This is a genomic window from Bacillus cereus (assembly GCF_002564555.1).
GTDB lineage: Bacteria > Bacillota > Bacilli > Bacillales > Bacillaceae_G > Bacillus_A > Bacillus_A cereus_K.
This window is the reverse complement of sequence record NZ_NUVD01000082.1, coordinates 1-22,900: the sequence shown is the minus strand read 5'-3', so window position 1 is coordinate 22,900 and position 22,900 is coordinate 1. Positions and strand designations below refer to the sequence as shown.

The following is a 22,900-nucleotide window of genomic DNA, read 5'->3' as shown; positions in this document are numbered from 1 at the left end:
TAATACATTTTTAAAAAGTAACGTATAAGTAGCAATAATAAAAAAGACTGCGGAGAACTCTTTCTCCACAGTCTAATACTTATTTTTGCAAAAACGCTTGTAAATCTGCAAACTGTCTCTTTGCATCTTCATAGCCTTGTTCATATAAATTTTGTAGTTTTGCCGTATCTTTTTCCATACGATCTACTTGAAGCGGCACTTCTGGTCTAATAACAAATAAATTACCAGCTTGCTCTTCTTTTTCAATGTAGTGAAGTGTTTCATTATACACTTCATAACGAGTTAGCATCGTATTTACAAGGTTCGGATACTTTTTATAAGCTTTCGCAGCAACCCAGCCAAACTTTGATTTTTTCTTCGCGTAACCATGGTTTCTCGTTAAAATAACGACTGATTTTTCAAATCCATCTTCCTGTGCTTTACGAACTGGAATTGGATCTGAAATCCCGCCATCTAACAACTGCTTACCACGGTAATCTACTACTGGTGCAATGAAGGGTAATGAACTAGATGCTCGCAATAAATTTAGCGTATCAGCATTCGTTCCCTCTTTTTCAAAATAAACAGACCGTCCTGTTTCACAATCCGTTGTTCCTACAAGAAAACGCTCTGGGCTATTAAAGTATGTTTCAAAATCAAATGGGACATGTTTTTCTGGAATTTCATGAAAAATGAAATCCATATCAAATAGCTGACGTTTTCTCCATAAGTTTTTATATGATAAATACTTCGGATGTGATGCATAATCAATATTTACTGTCTTATTTCTATTTCTTTGCCTGGAAAGATACGACGCTGCATGACAAGCACCAGCTGATACACCGATTACATATGGAAAATATAAATCTTGTTCCATAAAGTATTCTAGTATCCCACCAGTATATACACCACGCATACCGCCGCCTTCTAATACTAACCCCGTATTTTCAAGCATGTTACTCTCTCCTCTTTATATATATTGACTCTTTAATTATTCACTATGTTAAGTATCTTTTTCTATTATATATGAGTTCTTTCAGAAATTATATTCAAAAGGCTTGAAAAGAAGGTTTTTTTTTCTTCCTAAGGGTAGCATCACATCAAATAAACCTTGACGAGTTTCTAATTGACTACAGAGTTGAGTAAGAGGTAGTAGCGATTTGTTGATTTAATCATACACATAAAGATAAAAAATGGTGCCCATGGCACTTACGTTTTCGTTTCATTCCACCTACTTCTATAACTAATTGATTAAGTATAGCGAGGGACATATATCGATATAACTCTTCGGCAAATAAAGACAACTCTTGTTTTTGATGCATATTCATAGAAAGCACGTTACTATTCTCATTAACATAAGAGAATAGTAACGTGCTTTTAACTTCAAGAATAGTCTTAATCCTTAAATTGGTGGATGTGAGATACCACCACACAGTTCTACATTATATATTTTTTCATTTTTAAGACCTTTCATGCCCTATATGACACTTACACTTATCAGTATGCACTGACCATTTTAATGATTCTCTTTCTCTCTTCATCAAATCATGTTTTTACTCGTATATGAATTATATAATTACGCTGCAGATACCGCGGTCTTTTTTCCCTTCCTCTTATTCTTTTTCTTATACCACCACATATACACACCAGTAAACATTAAAATAGATGGGGTAAGCCCACCAATCACATACAAGATCTTTGTAAATACTCCTCCAAATGTTCCTGTATGTAAAGGAAGACGCCATATTTGATATGTAAGTCCGCTATCTACTTTTGGGTCCAGCTTTGCTAATACTTTTCCACTATACTGGTCCATCCATACCTTTATATTCCAATTCCCCGGATCATATGAACGGCTCATCCGGATTTCCACAGCACCTTCTGCCTTGCCCTTTTTCGCTTTCTCCGGCAGTCTTACTTGCATAATTTTTCCTTGTGGTACTGCTTTTTCCGCTTCACTCAACAAGTAATCAAAAGGAAGCTTCTCTCCCGAAAGCGCTTTCGAAACAAGTGTCTCTTTTGATGGTGCCACACTAGATTTCGCTCCAAACCAACCAAAAATTGTTTTATCATACACCAACAGACCACCCGTTAACGAAACGATTAATAAAAACGGAACTGAAACACCTCCAATGACTCTATGAAGATCATATTGTTTTACATACGAATTCTTGCCCCGGCGTATAACAAATCCGCGTATCCATTTTTTAATCCCCGGCCACCATAAATATAAACCTGATAAAATAATGAAAAAGAAAATAAATCCAATGATACCAACAATCTCTTTCCCCTTAAAATCATTAAGAAGTAAATGATAATGAAGTTCCCCAACCTGATTAAAAAATGATTTTTCACCTAACTCTCCATTGATCCTACCATTTCCTGGATCGATGTAAACTTCTTGTTTCGCCTTTCCTTCTTTCAAATTAAATAAATAAACACCTTGAGCACTTGGTTCATCCGGGGTATATACCCGCTGAATCTCACCCTTTGGATGTACTGCCAATACAGCTTGAAGTGCTTTCTGATAAGTAACCTTTTCGCCTTCTGTTACTTTGTATAAATCAGGATGTAACACACGATTTAATTCGTGTTGAAAAACAAGCAAGCTCCCTGTCAATCCAATCAGCACAATAAACATCCCCGCTATCATGCTCAGGTATAAATGAATCTTTCCAATAACCTTACGAACTTTCATACATATCCCCCTCAATTTAATGAAAAATCAAATTAATATTAAAGATAATAATTATCATTGTCAATAAAAAGTTAGACTATTTTCATTCTCTTAACCTAGGTCTACTTCTAAGTGAATGTCTTTCTCTCACAGGAATAAAATTCCCATACTCTACAAAAAAGAAAATATGTAAAAAGCAAACTAGAGACTTCCCGAAAGGAGGTCTCTAGTTTAAGCTCTTTGATCCGCCACGATATGAATATCGATATACTTCGTTTCTCTCATAATTTCATTTACAATAGAACCTTTTCGAATTTCTTCCCACCGAGTTCTCGCCGATTGCCCAAGTAAAATTTGCGTTACTTGTAGTCTTTTCGCGACTTCAATAATAACATCCGCTGGCTTTCTTCCCTTCGCTTCTTCTAATACAAAGCTCGCATCAAATTGATTCGTCAGCGATTTCCACTCTTCAATTGTTTGCTTTTTTCCTGCTGAAAGAGAATCTATATTTTCTCTTTCAACGTTTAAGACATATAATTCAGCATTTAACCGATCAGCCATGCGCCATCCTCGTCTTATTAATTTTTCTGCTGTTGAACTGTATTGTACACAAACGAGAATTTTTTCTTTCACACCGATTGGTTCTATCACTGTTTGACTAATTTTCTCATCCATATCATCAGCAACCTCGCGAAGCGATAATTCCCTAAGTGCTCCTAAATTATTAAGCGTAAAGAAATTTTGTAAGCTTTGCTGAATTTTTTCTTCCTTATATATCTTTCCATCTATTAATCTCTTCCTTAATACCTCGGGCGTTGCATCAACAAGCTGAATTTCATTTGCTTTTTGCAAAATAAAATCTGGAATACGTTCCCGTACTTTTACATTTGTAATTTGAGCTACAATGTCATGAACGCTTTCTAAATGTTGAATATTAAACGCTGATAATACTGATATGCCCGCCTCTAACAATTCCTGTACATCCATATAACGTTTCTTATTTTTAGACCCAGGAATATTACTATGCGCAAGTTCATCCACCACAACTACTTGCGGCGCACGCTTTATAATTCCTTCCACATCAAGCTCATAAAATACCTTCCCTTTATAATCTATTTCTTTTAAAGGAATCTTCTCTAAATCAGCAATTGCTTCTTCTGTCTCGATTCTCCCATGTGTTTCAATTAAACCAATCACAATATCCATACCATCTTTTTTCATCTCTCTTGCATCAAAGAGCATTTTATAACTTTTTCCAACGCCTGGTGCAGCCCCTACATATAGCTTTAACTTTCCACGATTTTGCTGACGAATATATTCTAAATATTCCTCTGGTGTTCGCCTTTGAAACGTTGGTTTATAGTCATCCGCATACAAAAAACTCACAACCTTTCTTTCAAAACAACGCTACCTCAATCCGTTAGATTGAGGTAGTACTGTTACTATTTCATTAATTTCTGTAATTCTAAATTTAACTTTAAGACGTTTACGCGATCTTCTCCAAATAAACCGAGTGCAGCGCCTTCTGTTTGCTCCTTAATCAACTGATCCAGTGTTTCTTTCGGAATATTCGTTAATTTCGAGATGCGATCTACCTGCACAGAAGCCGCCTTCGGACTAATATCAGGATCAAGCCCTGAACCTGAATTCGTCACTAAATCTATCGGTACTTCTGTAACTGGAACCGCCCGGTTTTGTTTCTTCCAGTCTTCAATACTTTTCTCAACTCGTTTTGCTAAATCTGGATTAGACGGTGCATAGTTATTTGAACCAGATGCTTCTGCTTTATATTCTATACTAGAGACACGTCCATGAAAATAACGTGGATCTGTGAAATTTTGACCGATTAATTTAGAACCAATCACTTCATTTTTATCATTATATATTAGACTTCCATCCGCATTATCCTTCATTACTGCTTGTGCAATACCGGTAACAACAAGCGGGTATACAAGTCCGCATAAGACTAGAAATGTAAAAGTAATACGAATGATTGGTGATAGTATACTCTGTTTCTTCGTCATCTTTTTCCCCTCTTCCTTATATGAACAAGCCGACAATCATATCAATTACTTTAATTCCAATGAACGGAACGATAACTCCGCCAAGTCCGTAAATGAGTAAGTTTCTGCTAAGAAGTGCATTAGAGCTCATCGGTTTATATGCAATACCTTTCATCGCTAACGGAATGAGTAACGGAATAATAACTGCATTAAAGATTAGTGCTGATAAAATCGCTGAAATTGGCGATGTTAATTTCATAATGTTTAATGCTTCCATTTGCGGAATCGCAAGTGTAAACATCGCTGGAATGATTGCAAAATATTTCGCAATATCATTCGCAATACTAAACGTCGTTAACGCACCGCGCGTCATTAACAATTGCTTACCGATTCCTACGACTTCAATAATTTTTGTTGGGTTCGAGTCTAAATCAATCATATTTGCTGCTTCTTTCGCAGCTGTTGTCCCGCTATTCATCGCTAATCCAACGTCAGCTTGCGCTAATGCCGGAGCATCATTTGTACCATCACCTGTCATCGCTACAAGCTTCCCTTTATCTTGCTCTGCTTTAATAACCGCAATTTTATCTTCTGGTTTACACTCGGCAACGAATTCATCTACCCCTGCTTCTTTTGCAATTGTTGCTGCTGTTAACGGATTATCACCAGTACACATAACCGTTTTAATCCCCATTTGGCGCAATTGTTCAAAGCGTTCACGCATACCAGGTTTTACTGTATCCTTTAAATAAATTAAACCGTAAATACGATCATTCACTGCAACTACAAGTGGTGTTCCGCCCTCTTTTGAGATTAAATCTGCTTTTTGATTCACATCTTTCGGGATCGTTCCGCCTTGTGCTTGAACCCACTCAATCACGCTACCTACAGCACCTTTTCTCACTTTCGTTCCGTCCTGTAAATCGACACCACTCATTCTCGTTTCTGCTTTAAATGGAACAAACTCACCTTGTTCTGCAAGTTCTCGATTATATAATATAGATTTCGTTTGCACATATTCTATAACAGATCGGCCTTCTGGTGTTTCATCTAAAACAGAACTAATTGCAGCCCATTTTCCTACTTGCTCAATCGTTTCATTTCCTACAGGTAATAGCGTATGAGCCATTCGGTTCCCGAAAGTAATCGTACCCGTTTTATCTAAAATGATTGTATTAATATCACCCGCAGCTTCTACTGCTTTCCCTGACATTGCTAACACATTAAACTTTGTCACCCGGTCCATCCCGGCAATACCAATTGCGGATAATAATCCACCAATTGTCGTTGGAATTAAACAAACTAACAATGCGACAAGTACAGCTGTATCAATTTGAAATCCTAAATAATTTGTAAAAATCGGCAACGTTACAACAACGATTAAGAAAATAAGCGTTAAACTCGTTAATACTGTATTTAAAGCAATTTCATTCGGCGTTTTTTGACGAGCAGCTCCTTCTACTAACGAAATCATTTTATCAATAAATGATTCACCAGGATTACTTGTAATGACAATCGTAATTTCATCACTTACGACCATCGTACCGCCTGTTACGGAACAAAAATCACCGCCCGCTTCTTTTATAACAGGAGCTGATTCCCCTGTAATTGCAGATTCATCCACAGACGCTAATCCTTTCATAACTTCCCCATCATTTGGAATCATTTCACCTTGCTTTACAATAACAACGTCACCTTTTCTTAGATCAGTTGCTGAAACTTGAACAATGTCTCCATTTTCTTTTACAACATTTGCAAACACATCTTTCTTTGATTGTTTTAAAGAATCGGCTTGCGCTTTACCACGACCTTCAGCTAACGCTTCTGCAAAGTTAGCAAATAAAACTGTAAATAATAGAATAAGAGAAACTGTTATATTAAACCATCCTGGTACACTACTAGAACTACTTGGAAGAAAGGATAAAATTAACGTAATGATAAATCCAATTTCCACAACGAACATAATCGGATTCTTTATCATGACTTTCGGATTCAATTTCGCAAAAGATTGTTTCATCGCATGCGTCACGATATCACGATCCATCGTTTTCGCTTGTCTAACCTCATCTTCTACAACATGTACTTGTGGTTCGTTCACACTTTTTTCTTTTACTACTACCGGTCTCATCATTTACCCTCCATTACTTCAATGTAAGAAATTCTGCAATTGGGCCGAGTACTAACATCGGAAAGAATGTTAACGCACCGACAATTACAATCGTTCCGATGAAGATGCCACCAAATAAACCATTATCTGTACGGAACGTTCCGACTGTTTCTGGTACTACCGTCTTCTCTTTTAGTGAAGCTGCCACAGCTAACATCGTGATTAAACTGAAATAGCGCCCTAAAAACATAACTAAACCAGTCGTAATATTCCAAAATGGTGTATTATCTGCTAAACCTTCAAATCCAGATCCGTTATTCGCAGCTGACGATGTGTATTCATATACAACTTGCGTTAAACCGTGGAAACCTGAATGAGAAATCGCATCCGTTCCTAAACTTGTTGAAAGAGCTAATGCTGAAAATCCTAAAATAAGCAATGGATGAAATAGAATCGTTACCGCAATTAATTTCATTTCCTTACCTTCAATCTTTTTACCTAAAAACTCTGGTGTCCTTCCAACCATTAATCCAGATATAAAGACTGCAATAATTGCATACATAATAATGTTAATAAAGCCAGCTCCCACGCCGCCGTATACTGTATTCAACATCATATTTACAAGTGGAACTAAACCGCCAATCGGTGTTAACGTATCATGCATCGTATTAACGGCCCCTGTTTCAGCAGCTGTCGTTACTGTCGCATAAAGAGAAGAAAATACTGTTCCAAACCTTACTTCTTTTCCTTCTGTACTTCCTTGTACATGTTCGATACCCATTCCATTTAAAGCTGGATTCCCGTTTAATTCAGATGTCGTAATCGTTATAAATCCTAATAAAAACACCATGAATAATGAAACAAAAAGGATACGTCCTTGCTTTTTATTCCCTACCATTCGTCCGTACGTAAATGGAAGTGCTGTTGGCAATAACATCATAAGCATCATTTGCAAAATATTACTCATTTGTCCTGGATTTTCAAAAGGATGTGTAGAATTTGCCCCGAAAAATCCACCGCCGTTATTTCCAAGTTCCTTAATGGAAACGAATGAGGCAACTGGACCACGTAAAATACTTTGCTTCGCCCCATCAATTGTTTGTGCTGTAACTGCCCCGTCTAACGTTTGTGGTACACCAAGTGCGACAAAGACTAGCGCTGCAACAAACGCAATAGGAAGAAATACTCTCGTTAAAGCTCTCGTAAAATCAACGAAAAAGTTACCAAGTTCTTTTCCAGCAAGTCCTCTTATAAAAGCCATCACAAGAGCTAACGTCGTTGCTGGTGCTGCAAACATTAAAAATGTAATCCCGATTAATTGTGATAAATAAGATAAACCATTTTCACCGCTATAATGCTGTAAGTTTGTATCAGCCATAAAACTAATTGCTGTATTAAAAGCGAGCGTAGGCTCCATTCCTTCAATGTGTGCTGGATTTAATGGCAATACACCTTGTAATCTAAAAATGAAATATACAACAACAATCATAAATCCATTTAATAAAACTAATGATAATGCGTACTGTTTCCACGTTTGATTGTATGCTTTTACACCCGTAATTTTAAAAATAAGCTTTTCAAAAGGCCCGAATACTTTATCTAGCGTTTTACTACCTTGAAAGGCTTTCTCTAAATAAATCCCCGTCGGCTTTGCTACTAGAATAAACAAGAGCATTGTAATAACGACTGCGACCCAAATCATAATGAATGATTCCCCCTAATTAAAACTTCTCTGGATTTAATAATGCATATACTAAATACACCGTAATCACTGCAACAATAACCGATAAGGCAATCATCATGATTGCTTCCCTTCTTTCACAACTTTATCTGACCAACTTGCAAGACTTGCCATCGATGCAACTAACCCAACAAAAATCCCGATCATTACAACATCTAACATAACTACCCCTCACCTTTTGTTAAAATTTACCATATAGTTATCAAAAAAAGAACACTAAGCTCTACTTAGTGTTCGAAACGAACAACACAAAGTAAACCTCCTCTCTAAACGCTTACGAGGTTAGCTGTCGGATTCGGGCCTAAAGAGTAGCCCTACTTTCAAAATTGAAAGATTCACCCCAAGTGACGATGCACAAAATTGGTTCCCCCGCTCCATTTCTGGAACTCAGCGATTTTAGGTTTTTTTTGGAAATTTCATGAATGATTTATGAGAGTAAATATACTCCTCTATATTTCACTTGTAAAGAGGTAAATTACCTAAAAAAAGAAAATATTCTATCGTTTAAGCGTTTACAAAACATGTTTTTAATACTCTTTCATCTGTTTTCTCATCTTTTCTTTCTTTTTCATAGAAATGATGTTTTAAATATAAAAAAAAGAGCGAATGTATATAAGCGCCCACCTTAGGTGCGCTTAACATTCGCTCTCTTTTTCTTTCAAGATTTATTCTCCTCGTAAAAAAGCACGTAAATTTCTCCCTCGAATATACACTTGTGTCAATTCGGCATGTAACTGCTCATATTCGGTAATATCCGCCTCTAAATACAAAACATCTTTTGATGGTAATATAATATATGGCCCTGGAAAAAGAGGATCAATCTGGATCAATTTTTCTACTCTCTCTATCGATATCGCCCAACGATTCGCTATATCTCCTAGTAACAACACCTTCATATTCACTCTCCTCCGCCCTATTCAAAAAATAAAAAAGAAATGTTATCACAATTCGTAAACACGACAAATTTAGCTCCAATCGTTTCATAGAGCCTCGCTGGATATCGTTTATTTCTTGTAACAACAGTAATAGGTGCTTGGAAAGAAAAGCGAATACGTTCTGCGAAGAAGCTAACTATTGGAAACTCATCCCCTAACAAAATCACCTTCTTAATCCGCTCGCAAATACTAGTAAAGTCCTGCTCCTTATTACAGCTATAAGCTGATTCGAATCCATAATCCCTAACCTCAGCTGCTATCTGTTCATTTGCTGTAAAAATAATTACCTCATGCTGAAATGCTACTAGCTCTCTTAAACTCTTTATCTTGTTCTCTTCTCCAACACAAATAAGTGTTAGTTCCATATACCTCATCCTCCTTAGCATAAAAGAACTCAAACGTAGATTGATATTCCCCTATACTAATCAGACCGATGAAGTGATGTATCCATCATGGCACCGTCCTCTCTCAAGACGCTTACGAAGTTAGCTGTCGGATTCGGGCTTTGAGAGTAGCCCTACTTTCAAAACTGAAAGATTCACCCCAAGTGATGATGCACAAAATTGGTTCCTCCGCTCCATACAATTGGACTCAGCGTATGACAAAAAATGTATTCTGGCTGATATATTACTCTTGTATTTGGAAAAAGTAAACAAAAAAAGCCAGTTGTAAAACTGGCTTTTTCATTCTTCATGCTTATGCTTTATTCAATTTGTATGCAAAATGATTCGTCGGTCCATGACCACTGCCAATATTCAACGGCTCTTCAATTGCTATACTAATAAATCGTTTTGCTTTTTGAACCGCCTCTTCAATCGAATACCCTTTCGCAAGTCCAGCTGTAACTGCTGAAGCAAATGTACACCCGCTTCCGTGCGTTTGTTTCGAAGGAATTCGTTCACTTCTAAATTCAATAAACTCTTCTCCATCAAAGAGTAAATCAATTACTTCATTACCTTGATATTCTGCATGTCCGCCCTTCATAAGCACATATTTAGCACCTAATTCATGCAATACTTTCGCAGCCTTCTTACTATCTTCAACGTTATGAATCTCCATCCCAGTTAACACTTCTGCCTCTGGAACATTCGGTGTTACAACCGTTGCTACTGGTAATAAGTATTCTTTTAATGCCTCTACCGCTTCTTGTTGTAATAATGATGCCCCGCCCTTTGCAATCATAACAGGGTCTAGCACAATATTATTCCAGCCAAATTTCTTAATCTGCTCTGCCACAATTTGAATAATTTCAATGCTAAATAACATTCCTAGTTTCACTGCATCCGGTGTTAAATCCGTACCAATTGAATTCAGCTGTTCCGTAATACCTTCTAACGAAACAGGATATACCCCTTGCACGCCAAGCGTATTTTGCGCTGTAATTGCTGTAATTGCCGTCATTCCATATACACCAAGCTCTTGGAATGTTTTTAAATCTGCTTGAATTCCAGCACCGCCCCCGCTATCAGATCCTGCAATCGTTAAAGCTTTATTCACTTTCATCCCACTCATCCTTTTCTATCCAAAATAGCGATGATAAATTGTTTTCGCTTCACTTATATCTTTCGTTCCATGCACAAGTACACGACCATCTTTGAACGCAACTAATCTCTTTTCTTCAACAGAAAATGATAGTAAATATGGATTTATATTTAAATCCGTCACGCGACCTTCCAGCAGCTGTTTATATTGTTCAAAGTTCATTTCCTCTTTATGAGGTGGTCTAATTTGAACTGTATTTCTCCCGCATAACACCGCGGTCTTTGAAGTGTTTTCCTTATTTAAATACGGATATAACGCATTTTCACCACACGAAGGACAATTATGTTTACGAAGCTTTTGTACATTCATACATGAATATTCATTTTTCCATACATCAAATGACACAAGTCCATCTCGCAGCGATTCATATTCTTCTACTAACAGTTTCAGAGCTTCCGTAACTTGATGAGAAACAACAAGAGATACAGCAGGTGATATAATCCCCGCTGTATCACATGTCGCCCCGCCAAGCGGAATCGATTGTAATAAACAAGATAAACATGGTGTTTTACTAGGAAGAATTGTGTAAGATAAACCGTAACTTCCTACACATGCTCCGTAAATCCATGGAATAGAATGTTTTTGCGCTATATCATTTACAATAAAACGCGTTTCGAAATTATCAGTCGCATCAATCATTACATCAGCATTTGTAACAAGTTCCTCTAGCTCTTCAGCCGTTACATCTTGAACGAGGGCTTCTATTGTTACATCACTATTAATCTCTTCTAGACGCTTTTTAGCTGCTATAGCCTTCGGAAGGTTATTCTTCACGTCGCTCTCTGCATACAATTGCTGTCTTTGTAAATTACTCCAATCTACATAATCACGATCAACAATTGTTACCTTGCCAACACCAGCTCTTACAAACATTTCTGCATTTGCGCTACCTAGTGCACCCGCACCGATAATAAGCACATGCTTTTCTCGTATCTTTCGTTGTCCTTCTTCCCCAATTGGAGTAAATAATTCTTGGCGAGAATATCGATTATTCAACTACACTCATTCCTTCTAAAGGACTACTTGCTGTCGCGCAGCGTTTACGTGCAATACGACCAGCTTCAAAGCCTAAACGTCCTGCCTCAATACTTAATTTCATTGCCTGTGCCATTTTAATAGGATCTTTCGCACCAGACACTGCTGTATTTAACAACACGCCATCCGCTCCTAATTCCATTGCAAATGCTGCATCAGCTGGACTACCAATACCGGCATCAACGATAACTGGTACTGTCGCTTGTTCAATAATAAAACTTAAATTTAATGGATTCACAATACCAAGTCCTGAACCAATCGGTGATGCTCCTGGCATAATCGCATGCACGCCAAGTTCTTGTAGTTTACGTGCTAATACAACATCATCAGATGTATACGGAAGAACGATAAATCCTTCTTCCAGTAACATTTCAGATGCTTTTAAAGTTTCCACTGGATCCGGTAATAACGTTCTATCATCGCCAATTACTTCTACTTTTATCATGTCACAAAGCCCCGAAGCTTTTGCTAATTTTGCAATACGAACAGCTTCTTCAGCGTTTTTTGCCCCTGCTGTATTCGGTAATAACGTATATTTTTTCACATCAAGTTTTTCTAATAAGTTAGGCTGTTTCGCATCAAATATATCCATACGACGTACTGCGAATGTTAAAATTTCAGCTTCAGAACCGTCAATTGCCTTTTGCTGTACATCAAAATCAGAGAACTTTCCTGTTCCTAATAAAAGTCTAGAATGAAATGAAAATGGTCCAATGTTTAACATAATCAACCGCCTCCTACGAAAGTTACAATCTCAATTTGGTCTCCATCAAAAACAGATGTATCTCTATGATCATCTTTTTGTAAAATATCTTTATTTCGCTCTACTACAACAATTCTGTTATCTAACTCTAAATGTGTAAGTAGCTCAGCTACTGTTTTCACACTCGCTGGCACTTCAACTTGGTTACCATTAATTTTTAAGTTCAAACTTCCATCCCCTTTCTAAACCGTTTTAGAAAGCAATGAATCTAGCAAGTGATTTCCCTGCTTTCCTTCTATTAAATCAGCCATATACTGGCCAGAAACAGGACTTAATAAAATACCGTTTCGATAATGGCCCGTGCAAGCATATAAACCTTTTATTCCTTCATGCTCTCCCATATAAGGAGCTTCATGATTGGATTGTGGTCTTAATCCTGCCCATGTGCTTTCCCACTCTGCTTCTTTTAAAGCTGGCAATATTGTATAAGCACGCTCTAATATAGAAGTAATACTTTCTGGCTGTACAGTTTTATTGAACGTATGAGGCTTCATCGTTGCCCCAATTACGTAACGGCCACCACGTTTTGGGGTAATATAAAACCGTTCTTGGAAAATAGGAGCTTTCAAAAGTGGTTTCCTGCTTCTTACTGCAACAACCTCCCCCTTAACAGGATATGTACCCCAATCACTCTGAAAATAATGTAACAATTTCGTACTCCATGATCCTCCAGCGATAACGACTTTTTCGCATGTGATTACACCTTCGCTTGTCACAATTCCAGTCACTTTATTATTTTCAATACGAATATCAAACACTTCTGTCTGCTCATATATGTCCGCTCCAGAAATTGCTGCAGAATGTGCGAATGCTTTCGTAAGCTCTGGTGCAATAACGTGACCATCTTTCGGATAATATACCGCTCCGATAATTGACTCAGATAGAAACGGCTCTTTTTCTCGCAAATGGTCTCCCGTTAGAAAATAGGAATCTTCACCTGTTTTTTGCTGCCAATCCATAATGTGAAGAATTCTCTCTTTCTCATCCTCATTTTGAGCGATGCGATATATCCCTTTTTCCTCATAGCCAATATCAATACCCGTCTTTTCACGTAAAACTGTTGCAAGTTGTGGAAATATAGCACGGCTTTCTCTAGCAAGTTCAAATAGCGGATCATACGCATCCCATTCTGCCTGGACACCGAGTAAACCAGCGGCAGCTTTCGAAGCTTCGGATGCAATCTGTTGCTTCTCTATAATTGCTACTTTATGTCCTCTTTCTGCTAGAAAATGTGCAACTGAACTACCAATTACACCACCGCCAATAATCGCTACATCATACTTCTCACACATGTTTTCCCGCCCACTTTCTTATTGATTCCTTATAAGATTTCGCTCTGCTATACGGGTTACTACTACTTACAATTCCAGACATAACAGCAATTCCACTTACTTCACTTGCAAGAACATCCCTTGTATTTTCAGGAGTAATTCCTCCAATAGCTATAATCGGTATCGATAAGCTCTTTGCAATGTCCGAAATTTCCTCTAACCCTCTCGCTGGCACACCTTTTTTGCACTCTGTTGGGAATACGTGACCATAAACGAGCGAATCAGCCCCATTCTTAAAAGCCTCTATCGCTTCTTCTAAAGAATGGACGGAATAACCAACATGCAAATACGAAAACTTTTCTTTCACTGATCTTACATCTGTACTTCGATACCCTAGCTGAACACGCGGGATATTTAATAAAACAGCAATATCAATTCGGTCGTTTATAACGAGCTTAGATGCTGGAAAGCCTTTTTTTAAAAGGCTTTCCACACCTTCATATAATTCCTTCGTACTTTTCTCACGCTCACGAATATGCAAATAATCAATCTCACTCTCAATTTGCATCGCTACATTCACTAATTCTTCGAATGGCATATGGCCATTTGAGATTACATGGAGCTCATTTTTCATATTCATTCGCCTACTTTAAAATGTTTTCGAATAATTCATCAGCTGGAACGATTTCTTTCGTCATTCCTTTGTCTTTCAACCATTTATTTTGTTTCTCCCAAGACTCTTTTGAATCCGACAAGAATGGCTCATCTTTCGTTTCCATCTTCTCTAATAAAATTTTCATACTTTCCTTCTCAACTTCTGGTACAAGTGGGAAGTTTTCTTTTTCTTGATGATCTAATAAAATATTTAATGCTTCATCAGGGTTTTTCTTCATAAAGTCATACCCTTTTTTCGCCCCACGTAAAAAGGCTTGCAGCGCTTCTTTATCTTTTTCCAACGTTTTATCACCTGTTACAAACACAAGTTCATGATAGTTCGGTACTCCATAATCAGCTGGATTAAAGTACGCTGGTTCATGGCCTTCATGGCGCATAACAGGTACTTCATGGTTAATGTATGCCCCTGTTACAGCATCCACTTTTTTCGTAATTAATGCTGGTACCAAATCGAACCCAACATCAACTACTTTCACCGTATCAGGATTACCACCATCTTCTTTTATCATCGTTTTTAAATACGCTTCACTTAAAGGGGTTCCAGAATATCCTACTGTTTTTCCTTCTAAATCTTTCGGTGATTGAATGCCTGCTGATTTCAGCGATACGACATGATTTAATGGTGAACGTACGACAGCCCCAATTGATTTTACTGGAATTTGTTCATTTGCTCTGGCCATAACAACATCTGGCTGATAATATAGACCAACTGTCACTTTCCCTGCTGCAGCTAACGTTAATGGATCAGTCGGATTAGAAGGGAATTTAATATTTACCTTTACTCCTTCTTCTTTAAAGTAGCCTTTTTCAATTGCGGCATAAATAAAGCTATGCACCGCATTCGGATACCAATCAAGCATGACCGTTATTTCTTTCTCTTTCTTACTCTTATCTGATGCTGAATTACTCGAGCACCCTGCAATCATTGCAACTAATAATGTAAACACAAAGATGCGTTTTAAAAATTTCATGAATGCTTCCTCCAACTAATGAATTTCTTCTCTAACATAGAAATAAGTATGACGAAAAAAATAGCTAATAATGATAGCAATACAATTGGTGCAAATACACCCGCACCATCTAATTGGGTCATCATCCTTTTACTGAAATATCCAAGCCCAGCTTGTGCACCAAGCCATTCTCCAATCGCTGCCCCAATCACACTAAGCGGAACTGCAATTTTTAATGCTGAGAAAAAGTATGGAAGAGCAGAGGGCAACTTTAGCTTAAGAAAAACATCTTTTTTCGTTGCCCCATATGTAACTAGGAGCTCCTCCCATTCTTTTTTTGTACTGCGCAGCCCATCATACGTATTAACTGCAATCGGGAAAAACGTAATTAAAACTGTAACAACAACCTTACTCCAGATTGTGTATCCAAACCATAAAACAAAGAGTGGAGCAAGCGCGGTAATTGGAATCGTTTGTGAGGCAACTAATAATGGATAAAATGCTCTTTCCATCCATGTACTCGCATTCATTAACATTGCTAGCCCCACACCTAATACGATAGAAATAACAACACCTATTAAAACGACGGATAACGTTGCCGGTAAATGAACCGTAAATAATATGTCTTTTAGTTTCCATATCTTCATTACAATTGCAGACGGTGACGGTAAAATGTACATCTCATCTACAATTCTTGCTCCGATTTCCCACATAACGAGTAAAATACTAGAAAGGGTAATGGCAGGAACTAATTCTTTCAATCGGTTCATCATACAAGTACCTGCCTTTGTAACATACTAAGAATCTCATCTTTCAGCGCTAACACATCCGGTTTATATAAATCTTTTCGTGTTCGATTATGATCAAGCGGCACAATCCGCTCAGTCAATGTCGTTATCGGCTGCTTCTCCACTACTAAAATTCGATTCGAAAGGAACAATGCTTCTTCAACATCATGAGTGATAAATAAAATTGTTTTTTCCCACTCTTTCCATTGTTCAAACAACCATTCTTGCAAAGATGCCTTCGTTAAAGCGTCCAATGCGCTAAACGGTTCATCTAGCAATAATATCTCCCCACCTGTTAATAAAGTTCGGATAAAAGATACGCGTTGTCTCATACCACCAGATAAATCTTTCGGGTATTTTCCCTCGTATCCTTGTAAACCAAATTTATGTAACAGTTCCTTCGCCTTCATTTGCGCTTCTTTCTTCTGCACACCTTGGCATTCTAGTGGCAGGGCCGCATTCTCAATAATCGTCCTCCACGGCAAAAGCATATCTTTTTGGGGCATATACCCTACAGGATGACTCTTTGTTTCTGTCAGCTCTATCTGCCCAGTACTTGCCTCTTCTAAGCCTGTAATAAGGCGAAATAAAGTACTTTTCCCACATCCACTCGGTCCGATAATACTTACAAACTCTTTATCTTGTATAGAAGCATTTAATTCTTTGATGATTGGCTTCTCGTCATAATGAAAAGAAACATTATGAAATTGTAGTATGTTCTTGCTCCTCAAATCCCCACATCTCCTTACGATAGGACATATCCCAGAATAAATATTCAAATCGACTGGAATATAAGAAAATCTCCTCTAATCGGTCTAGCTCTTTCTCTGACTTTCCAACTGCCATCTCATTTAATAAATCTATTAACCAAATACAGAGGTTACCGTATTCTTCAGAACTATATCCTTGAATCCACTCTCCAAAGAACTCATGATCTCTCGCTCCAGGAATGTCATTTAAACGCTTTCCAATCTCCCAATAACTCCACATACATGGAAGAAGTGCCGCTACTAATTCTGCAAGTGTGCCATTTTGAGATACAGACATCATGTAATTTGTATAGGCTAAATTTTTAGCAGATGGTTTCGCTGATTCCATCTCTTGTGCAGAAATGCCAAGTCTTTTTGCATATTGTTTATGAATCGTCATTTCTCCATTTAATATTCCATCAATTTGTTCAGCAAACTTTCCCATTATTTGTGGATTCGTTGCTTTTACAACACCAATCGCATATAGCTTTGCATAATCTAACAAATATAAATAATCTTGAATAATATAATACTGAAATTTATCTTTTTCTAACGTACCATCCCCCATACCTACTACAAACGGATGATTATGACTCATCTCCCAAACTGGTTGCACAGTTTCTAATAATCTATCGCAAAATTTCATTTCTATTTCCCCCTTCAATATATGTATCTAAATAAAAAGCCACTTCTCTATATAAGAAGTGGCTACAGCAAATAAAAGGATAATTTATTCGTTGTTCCACTTCCCTTCGCTAGTATTACCTAGATCAGGTCTGTAAGGGTTAAGGATTATTCCTCTCTCAGCACATCAAGCACCCCTAGTGGTTTCAATATGAAATTTTCAAATAAAAAAGCCCCGTTTCTATACGCAAAGAAACGGGGACTCATTATTAGTGTCCGAAGTGCTTCCCTACGCTAGCATAATCTAGATCAGGTAATAAAAAGGATCAAAGGCTTACGGCCCACTCTCAGCTGGCAACACCAGCTCTCCTAGCAAACTATAAAATTATCACTGTCAGTATAACACCCTAATAAGACATCATCAACTATTTTAATTTTCTTAATTATCAACAAAGTTATACCATACTTATATTCTACTTCAGAAAATAAAATTCTAACTAATTGTATAAATAGGAATCATTATCCTCGAAAAATTTATTTTTATATTGATTTCATATTACATTTATGTGAATACACCCACTATATTATATCTTTATACTATAATAAAATTACAACTAACTATACAACTAGAGGAGGTCTCTATTATATGAATATGAAAGCTACTGCTTTAGCAGCAACTACTGTCGCAATTGCCTCGTTACTTCCTTCTATGGGAGAAACAAATGTACAAAAAGCAAATGCTGAACAATTATCTAATATTAAAACTGGATATGTCAAAGTCGATCAAGTAACCTTACATAAAGAAGATAACACAAATAGTACATCACTTGATACACTCCGCTTTAATACGAAAGTGGACATACTTGAAGCAACTAATGATTGGTATAAAGTATCTGTTAATAATAAAGAAGGTTATGTACAAAAAGATGCTATTCTACTAAAAAACAAACTTCAATCTAATAATCAATACATCGTCAATGCTAATGCATTAAACGTTCGCTCTGGACCTAATTTAGAATCTTCCGTTTTAGATATACTACCAAATGGTAAGTTCGTTACCGTTCAAGGAGAGCAAGGCGACTGGTATAAAATTTTACATAACGGCCAAACAGGTTATGTACAAAAAGCGTTCGTATCTAATGGCTCTCAGCCCTTAGTAAAAGGAACCACAGTTCAAAATAATACGAAATATACAGTTGCAACGCCAAAATTGAACGTACGTAGCAACGCTAGCACAAATAGCGCTCTACTTGGTTCCTTACAAAACGGTACACAAGTACAAGTAGTAGAAACAGTAGGAACTTGGTATAAAATTCGTTTTGGCACAGGGTACGGATATGTGGCAAAACACTATGTCGTACAACATCAACAGCAAACACAAGCTCAAACAGCTCAATCTTCAGCGATTCCAGCAGTTTTCAAATTCCCTGCTCAAGGACAAATCAGTTCAACCTTTGATATGCGCTGGGAACAAATGCATTATGGTATAGATATCGCGGCACAAGGTAACGTCTCCATTCAGGCTGCCGCTGCAGGTAAAGTTTTGAAATCCTATTATTCAGCTAGTTATGGCAATGTAGTGTTCATCGCCCATCAAATAAATGGGAAATTATATACAACAGTTTATGCTCATATGAAAGATCGCACTGTACAAGCTGGTGATCAAGTACAAACTGGACAATTACTAGGTCATATGGGAAATACAGGGCATTCATACGGGCAACATCTTCATTTTGAATTACATAATGGAGAATGGAACTTTGAAAAAACAAACGCAGTAAATCCACTGCCGTATTTAGTTAGGTAAATTGTATGCCACGCAATATACCTCTCTTAATTGAATACTTTGCCTTTTTAGGTTTAATCTGTTGTTTAATAATTTACAATACAAACACTGTATTTTTATCTATTATCATTGCCTTTGTTGCTTTAGAAATTATGATGGAATCATTCCAAGTGCAACTAAAACAAAAAGTTGCTCATATTTATAATGCTATTTTTCTATTAAGTGCCCTTATAACAAATGTTATTAGTAATGGCTTTTATTTATCTACCGTAGTTCCTGTATTCTTTATGGCTGTTTTATTATTCATAGCTAGATACATTAATGTCCCTAATAATAAAAAACATGAACAAGAAGCCTAGAAAGAGGAGACACTGTGTACCAATCTTTCAAAGATGACCCGATGAAATATATATTGGATTTATATGAAAAACTAAATACTTTTTTTGGTATACAAGGAAGTTATGCTGCACAATTTCTCCTTTATGGAATGTTATTTCTGATTTTAATTACTTTCTCCTTGTTTTACTAGCAAAAAAGGATCTCAAGTTTATGTGAGATCCTTTTTCATTTATATTAATTTTTTATATAGAAAATACTGTTTATCCACAAGCATATTTTTCATAAATAAAACTAAGATTATATTTTTTCTCTAAGCTCATTCTTTGTTCATCATCGCACCAATAGAAAAGAATATCATGAATCGTTGCATAACGCTTATTTTTAAGAAATAATTTAAAGAATGATGGTAAACAATCATGTAATTGTATAAATATATAATTGCGTAGTATTTCTTCTTTGTATTCAATACCCTTACAAATATACAGTAATTCTTCACAATAATAAGCATGCTGTGGAACTTGAATCATTTCAAAAAATGGTATGTATGATAATAACTTTCCGATAAAATAATCATATCGATCCATTACTCCTATTGTCATATGTTCCATCATTTCTTTCATCACATATAAATAATCATCTACATGGGTTGTCTTTAATGGATCTAATCGATCTGAAATTTGAGAAAGTACAGCTCTTTGACAAGCCAAAACTACTTGACTAGGTCCATAATATGATAGGAAATCTGTACACTTACGATATTTTCGCAGTAAGTCATGTGTATATAAATCATACACAAAAGTATTACAATATATCGCTAGACTCATCATATCACTATTCAATTGCTCTTTTGATAGTGCTTTAGCTCTCTTACAGATATAGAAAAATGTAAATTCTAATACTTCTTTTTGAGATAATAGCTGTTTACAATTTGTTATACACTTCTCATTAAATTTAACTCTATCCCAAATTTCTACATCCCTATCTGTTAATTCACCGACACGATATTTAATAACTAAGTAGTTTAAAGCAACCGCTTGCGTCAAAAGATCCCATGTTTCATATTCCAATGAAGTTTGGACAAATTCATCTAGCCCTTGGGTTGCCATAAAAGTATTTGCCTCTTCATACCAACCGATTTCTTGACATAAACGAAGAATACGTACTAAGGTTGGAATTTCATCTTTATGAAACTGCGGTAAATTCTTTACTCTATTCATTCCATAAACGATAAATGCTGCTAAATTTTCTTCTTTGTAAAATTCTTTTTCTTTCCACACTAATATAGTACGCTCTTTCCCTTCACCTTTTGGGTGACAAGGTACAAGTAAAGATAATAATTCAGCGAAATTATTTGGTTCTATATATGTATCTGTAACCAAATTCCAATTTGGATCGCCCTGTACAGCCCTCATATAATTCCCCTTCCCTTTTTATCCCGCTATTTGCAGACAGCAAGACTCCCACCTCAAAATTCAGCGAATGCGAGGAAATTAGGTGGGAGATAACTGCCCGTAAAAGCCCGATTGGTTCAACTAATAATCACTAGGGAATGGACAAAACCCTCAATAATTAAAGTTTCACTTTATCTACATAGGAAATATTAATTCATTATTACAACACCAACAATAAATATTGCTATATTCAAAATCTCTCATAATACTTATATCTATCAGTATATCATTTTTTCTCTTATTAAAAATTAGGAATGACAAATTTTAAAAAACTGTCGGAAATATTAACTATGTACTTATTATATAAAGTCTCAGATACATCAAGCTAATATATTAGTTTAATCCACATATACTAGAATAATGTATCTGATTTGTATACATAATTCATCCCATTATTTGCGGGCAGGAAAACTCTCGCTAATTAAAGTTTCGCTTTATTCCGTATGCTCCGAGATTTCACTTAAAGCGAATCCAGCTTGATCATCTGCCGATTCTCTTATAGCTAAATCACCTAGTGCTAGCATTCCAACAAGCTGACCGTCCTCAACTACTGGCAATCGTCTAATTTGATGCTGTGCCATTAATTCTGTAGCTTTTTCAATAGAATCATCTGGAGAAACTGAAACAATCTTTGTTGTCATTACATTTGTAATTTTATTAGATCCAGGATGTTTTTCAGCAATCCCTCGAACAACTAAATCTCGATCAGTAACAAGCCCAACAACCTGTTCATTTTCAACAACAGGAATCAATCCAACTGATTCTTCTTTCATTTTTACAGCTGCCTCATATACATTATCTAATGGTGTACAATGTATAAGATGAGTACTCATTAAATCCCTAACTCGCGTCATTTTTTATCTCCTCCTTTTAATACATACCATAGCTTTTCCTAAATCCCTCTATTTATTTCAGGAAAATAAGGTGAAAAAAGAGGATTACACATAATAAAAAAGAGTCAGCACATTGCTGACTCTTTTTTTATGACCCGTACGGGATTCGAACCCGTGTTACCGCCGTGAAAGGGCGGTGTCTTAACCACTTGACCAACGGGCCATGGCTCCGCAGGTAGGACTCGAACCTACGACCGATCGGTTAACAGCCGATAGCTCTACCACTGAGCTACTGCGGAATATATATGGTGGGCCTAAATGGACTCGAACCATCGACCTCACGCTTATCAGGCGTGCGCTCTAACCAGCTGAGCTATAGGCCCATATACTTACAGGGGCAGTAGGAATCGAACCCACACTGGAGGTTTTGGAGACCTCAGTTCTACCTTTAAACTATGCCCCTAAATGATGCCGACTAGAGGACTTGAACCCCCAACCTACTGATTACAAGTCAGTTGCTCTACCAATTGAGCTAAGTCGGCATAAAAAAATGGTGGCTCGGGACGGAATCGAACCGCCGACACGAGGATTTTCAGTCCTCTGCTCTACCGACTGAGCTACCGAGCCAACATAAATGGCGGTCCCGACCGGG

General features: G+C 36.9%; 24 protein-coding genes, 6 tRNA genes, 1 pseudogene and 4 riboswitches. Of the genes and pseudogenes, 2 read left to right on the top strand and 29 right to left on the bottom strand.

Annotation, left to right across the window (positions count from 1 at the left end; translation table 11 throughout):
* Positions 1-79: 79 nt before the first annotated feature.
* The 21 genes and pseudogenes from COI75_RS18275 to tenA all read right to left on the bottom strand — a co-directional run bounded on the left by COI75_RS18275 (position 80) and on the right by tenA (position 17,861).
* On the bottom strand, positions 80-934 hold the full coding sequence (locus COI75_RS18275) for a patatin-like phospholipase family protein (protein ID WP_000892689.1): 855 nt from the start codon (positions 932-934) through the stop codon (positions 80-82).
* Positions 935-1,048: 114 nt separating this feature from the next.
* Positions 1,049-1,307, bottom strand: a pseudogene (locus COI75_RS18270) (IS4 family transposase); the annotation flags it as partial.
* 248 nt (positions 1,308-1,555) lie between these two features.
* On the bottom strand, positions 1,556-2,677 hold the full coding sequence (locus COI75_RS18265) for a PepSY-associated TM helix domain-containing protein (protein ID WP_098448520.1): 1,122 nt from the start codon (positions 2,675-2,677) through the stop codon (positions 1,556-1,558).
* Between the two features lie 210 nt (positions 2,678-2,887).
* Positions 2,888-4,042: a KdpD-like non-kinase potassium sensor gene (gene kdpDN / locus COI75_RS18260; protein WP_087947446.1), complete on the bottom strand. Its 1,155-nt coding sequence runs from the start codon at positions 4,040-4,042 to the stop codon at positions 2,888-2,890.
* Positions 4,043-4,098: 56 nt separating this feature from the next.
* Positions 4,099-4,680, bottom strand: a complete 582-nt coding sequence (gene kdpC, locus COI75_RS18255; protein ID WP_000163096.1) for a K(+)-transporting ATPase subunit C — start codon at positions 4,678-4,680, stop codon at positions 4,099-4,101.
* Between the two features lie 16 nt (positions 4,681-4,696).
* On the bottom strand, positions 4,697-6,787 hold the full coding sequence (gene kdpB, locus COI75_RS18250) for a potassium-transporting ATPase subunit KdpB (protein ID WP_001248037.1): 2,091 nt from the start codon (positions 6,785-6,787) through the stop codon (positions 4,697-4,699).
* A 13-nt stretch (positions 6,788-6,800) separates the two neighbouring features.
* On the bottom strand, positions 6,801-8,468 hold the full coding sequence (gene kdpA, locus COI75_RS18245; RefSeq protein ID WP_000638363.1) for a potassium-transporting ATPase subunit KdpA: 1,668 nt from the start codon (positions 8,466-8,468) through the stop codon (positions 6,801-6,803).
* A gap of 19 nt (positions 8,469-8,487) precedes the next feature.
* The gene (gene kdpF / locus COI75_RS18240) at positions 8,488-8,565 is read right to left on the bottom strand and encodes a K(+)-transporting ATPase subunit F (protein WP_232288640.1); all 78 of its coding nucleotides are present in this window, start codon (positions 8,563-8,565) and stop codon (positions 8,488-8,490) included.
* Positions 8,565-8,669, bottom strand: a complete 105-nt coding sequence (locus COI75_RS18235; RefSeq protein WP_000887888.1) for a SipW-dependent-type signal peptide-containing protein — start codon at positions 8,667-8,669, stop codon at positions 8,565-8,567. The genes kdpF and COI75_RS18235 overlap by 1 nt, the downstream gene beginning before the upstream one ends.
* Positions 8,670-8,764: 95 nt before the next feature.
* A riboswitch (cyclic di-AMP (ydaO/yuaA leader) is annotated at positions 8,765-8,910 on the bottom strand.
* 262 nt (positions 8,911-9,172) lie between these two features.
* The gene (locus COI75_RS18230; protein ID WP_002095898.1) at positions 9,173-9,403 is read right to left on the bottom strand and encodes a hypothetical protein; all 231 of its coding nucleotides are present in this window, start codon (positions 9,401-9,403) and stop codon (positions 9,173-9,175) included.
* Between the two features lie 17 nt (positions 9,404-9,420).
* Positions 9,421-9,807, bottom strand: a complete 387-nt coding sequence (locus COI75_RS18220; protein WP_000424063.1) for a hypothetical protein — start codon at positions 9,805-9,807, stop codon at positions 9,421-9,423.
* Positions 9,808-9,900: 93 nt separating this feature from the next.
* Positions 9,901-10,049, bottom strand: a riboswitch (cyclic di-AMP (ydaO/yuaA leader).
* Between the two features lie 89 nt (positions 10,050-10,138).
* Positions 10,139-10,954 (bottom strand): bifunctional hydroxymethylpyrimidine kinase/phosphomethylpyrimidine kinase, encoded by an 816-nt coding sequence (thiD, locus tag COI75_RS18215; protein ID WP_141535137.1) that lies wholly within the window; start codon positions 10,952-10,954, stop codon positions 10,139-10,141.
* 6 nt (positions 10,955-10,960) lie between these two features.
* The gene (gene thiF / locus COI75_RS18210) at positions 10,961-11,980 is read right to left on the bottom strand and encodes a thiazole biosynthesis adenylyltransferase ThiF (protein WP_001065464.1); all 1,020 of its coding nucleotides are present in this window, start codon (positions 11,978-11,980) and stop codon (positions 10,961-10,963) included.
* Positions 11,973-12,743, bottom strand: coding sequence for a thiazole synthase (gene thiG / locus COI75_RS18205; RefSeq protein WP_000932001.1), 771 nt, complete (start codon positions 12,741-12,743; stop codon positions 11,973-11,975). The genes thiF and thiG overlap by 8 nt, the downstream gene beginning before the upstream one ends.
* A 2-nt stretch (positions 12,744-12,745) precedes the next feature.
* Positions 12,746-12,949 carry a sulfur carrier protein ThiS gene (gene thiS, locus COI75_RS18200; protein WP_001049514.1) on the bottom strand — a complete coding sequence of 68 codons (204 nt, stop codon included), beginning with the start codon at positions 12,947-12,949 and terminating at the stop codon, positions 12,746-12,748.
* Positions 12,950-12,964: 15 nt separating this feature from the next.
* Positions 12,965-14,074, bottom strand: a complete 1,110-nt coding sequence (gene thiO / locus COI75_RS18195) for a glycine oxidase ThiO (RefSeq protein WP_000333293.1) — start codon at positions 14,072-14,074, stop codon at positions 12,965-12,967.
* A complete protein-coding gene (gene tenI / locus COI75_RS18190; protein ID WP_000787165.1) occupies positions 14,067-14,687 on the bottom strand; it encodes a thiazole tautomerase TenI in 621 nt (206 codons plus the stop codon). Before tenI ends, thiO begins: the two co-directional genes overlap by 8 nt.
* A 10-nt stretch (positions 14,688-14,697) precedes the next feature.
* Positions 14,698-15,699, bottom strand: a complete 1,002-nt coding sequence (locus COI75_RS18185) for an ABC transporter substrate-binding protein (RefSeq protein ID WP_000670434.1) — start codon at positions 15,697-15,699, stop codon at positions 14,698-14,700.
* A complete protein-coding gene (locus tag COI75_RS18180; RefSeq protein WP_033657199.1) occupies positions 15,696-16,448 on the bottom strand; it encodes an ABC transporter permease in 753 nt (250 codons plus the stop codon). Before COI75_RS18180 ends, COI75_RS18185 begins: the two co-directional genes overlap by 4 nt.
* Positions 16,448-17,197 (bottom strand): ABC transporter ATP-binding protein, encoded by a 750-nt coding sequence (locus COI75_RS18175; protein WP_001256800.1) that lies wholly within the window; start codon positions 17,195-17,197, stop codon positions 16,448-16,450. Before COI75_RS18175 ends, COI75_RS18180 begins: the two co-directional genes overlap by 1 nt.
* Positions 17,166-17,861 carry a thiaminase II gene (gene tenA / locus COI75_RS18170; RefSeq protein WP_000666819.1) on the bottom strand — a complete coding sequence of 232 codons (696 nt, stop codon included), beginning with the start codon at positions 17,859-17,861 and terminating at the stop codon, positions 17,166-17,168. The genes COI75_RS18175 and tenA overlap by 32 nt, the downstream gene beginning before the upstream one ends.
* 84 nt (positions 17,862-17,945) lie before the next feature.
* Positions 17,946-18,048, bottom strand: a riboswitch (TPP riboswitch).
* Between the two features lie 60 nt (positions 18,049-18,108).
* Positions 18,109-18,220: riboswitch (TPP riboswitch) on the bottom strand.
* 265 nt (positions 18,221-18,485) lie between these two features.
* On the opposite strand from tenA, the gene COI75_RS18165 reads away from it, so the two are divergent.
* Both COI75_RS18165 and COI75_RS18160 read left to right on the top strand, forming a co-directional pair.
* Positions 18,486-19,646 carry an SH3 domain-containing protein gene (locus COI75_RS18165; protein WP_001056021.1) on the top strand — a complete coding sequence of 387 codons (1,161 nt, stop codon included), beginning with the start codon at positions 18,486-18,488 and terminating at the stop codon, positions 19,644-19,646.
* A gap of 5 nt (positions 19,647-19,651) precedes the next feature.
* Entirely contained in the window at positions 19,652-19,984 is a 333-nt protein-coding gene (locus COI75_RS18160; protein ID WP_001137825.1) for a hypothetical protein, read from the top strand.
* Between the two features lie 240 nt (positions 19,985-20,224).
* On the opposite strand, the gene COI75_RS18150 is transcribed toward COI75_RS18160, so the two are convergent.
* The 8 genes from COI75_RS18150 to COI75_RS18115 form a co-directional block, all read right to left on the bottom strand.
* Positions 20,225-21,376, bottom strand: coding sequence for a DUF3965 domain-containing protein (locus COI75_RS18150; protein ID WP_001203046.1), 1,152 nt, complete (start codon positions 21,374-21,376; stop codon positions 20,225-20,227).
* Positions 21,377-21,849: 473 nt separating this feature from the next.
* Positions 21,850-22,269 (bottom strand): CBS domain-containing protein, encoded by a 420-nt coding sequence (locus tag COI75_RS18145; protein WP_000199018.1) that lies wholly within the window; start codon positions 22,267-22,269, stop codon positions 21,850-21,852.
* Between the two features lie 130 nt (positions 22,270-22,399).
* Positions 22,400-22,471 (bottom strand) — tRNA-Glu (locus tag COI75_RS18140).
* A gap of 1 nt (position 22,472) precedes the next feature.
* Positions 22,473-22,547 (bottom strand) — tRNA-Asn (locus tag COI75_RS18135).
* Between the two features lie 7 nt (positions 22,548-22,554).
* A tRNA-Ile gene (locus tag COI75_RS18130) sits at positions 22,555-22,631 on the bottom strand.
* Positions 22,632-22,640: 9 nt separating this feature from the next.
* Positions 22,641-22,711 (bottom strand) — tRNA-Trp (locus COI75_RS18125).
* Between the two features lie 6 nt (positions 22,712-22,717).
* Positions 22,718-22,790 (bottom strand) — tRNA-Thr (locus tag COI75_RS18120).
* 9 nt (positions 22,791-22,799) lie between these two features.
* Positions 22,800-22,875 (bottom strand) — tRNA-Phe (locus COI75_RS18115).
* Between the last annotated feature and the right edge of the window lie 25 nt (positions 22,876-22,900).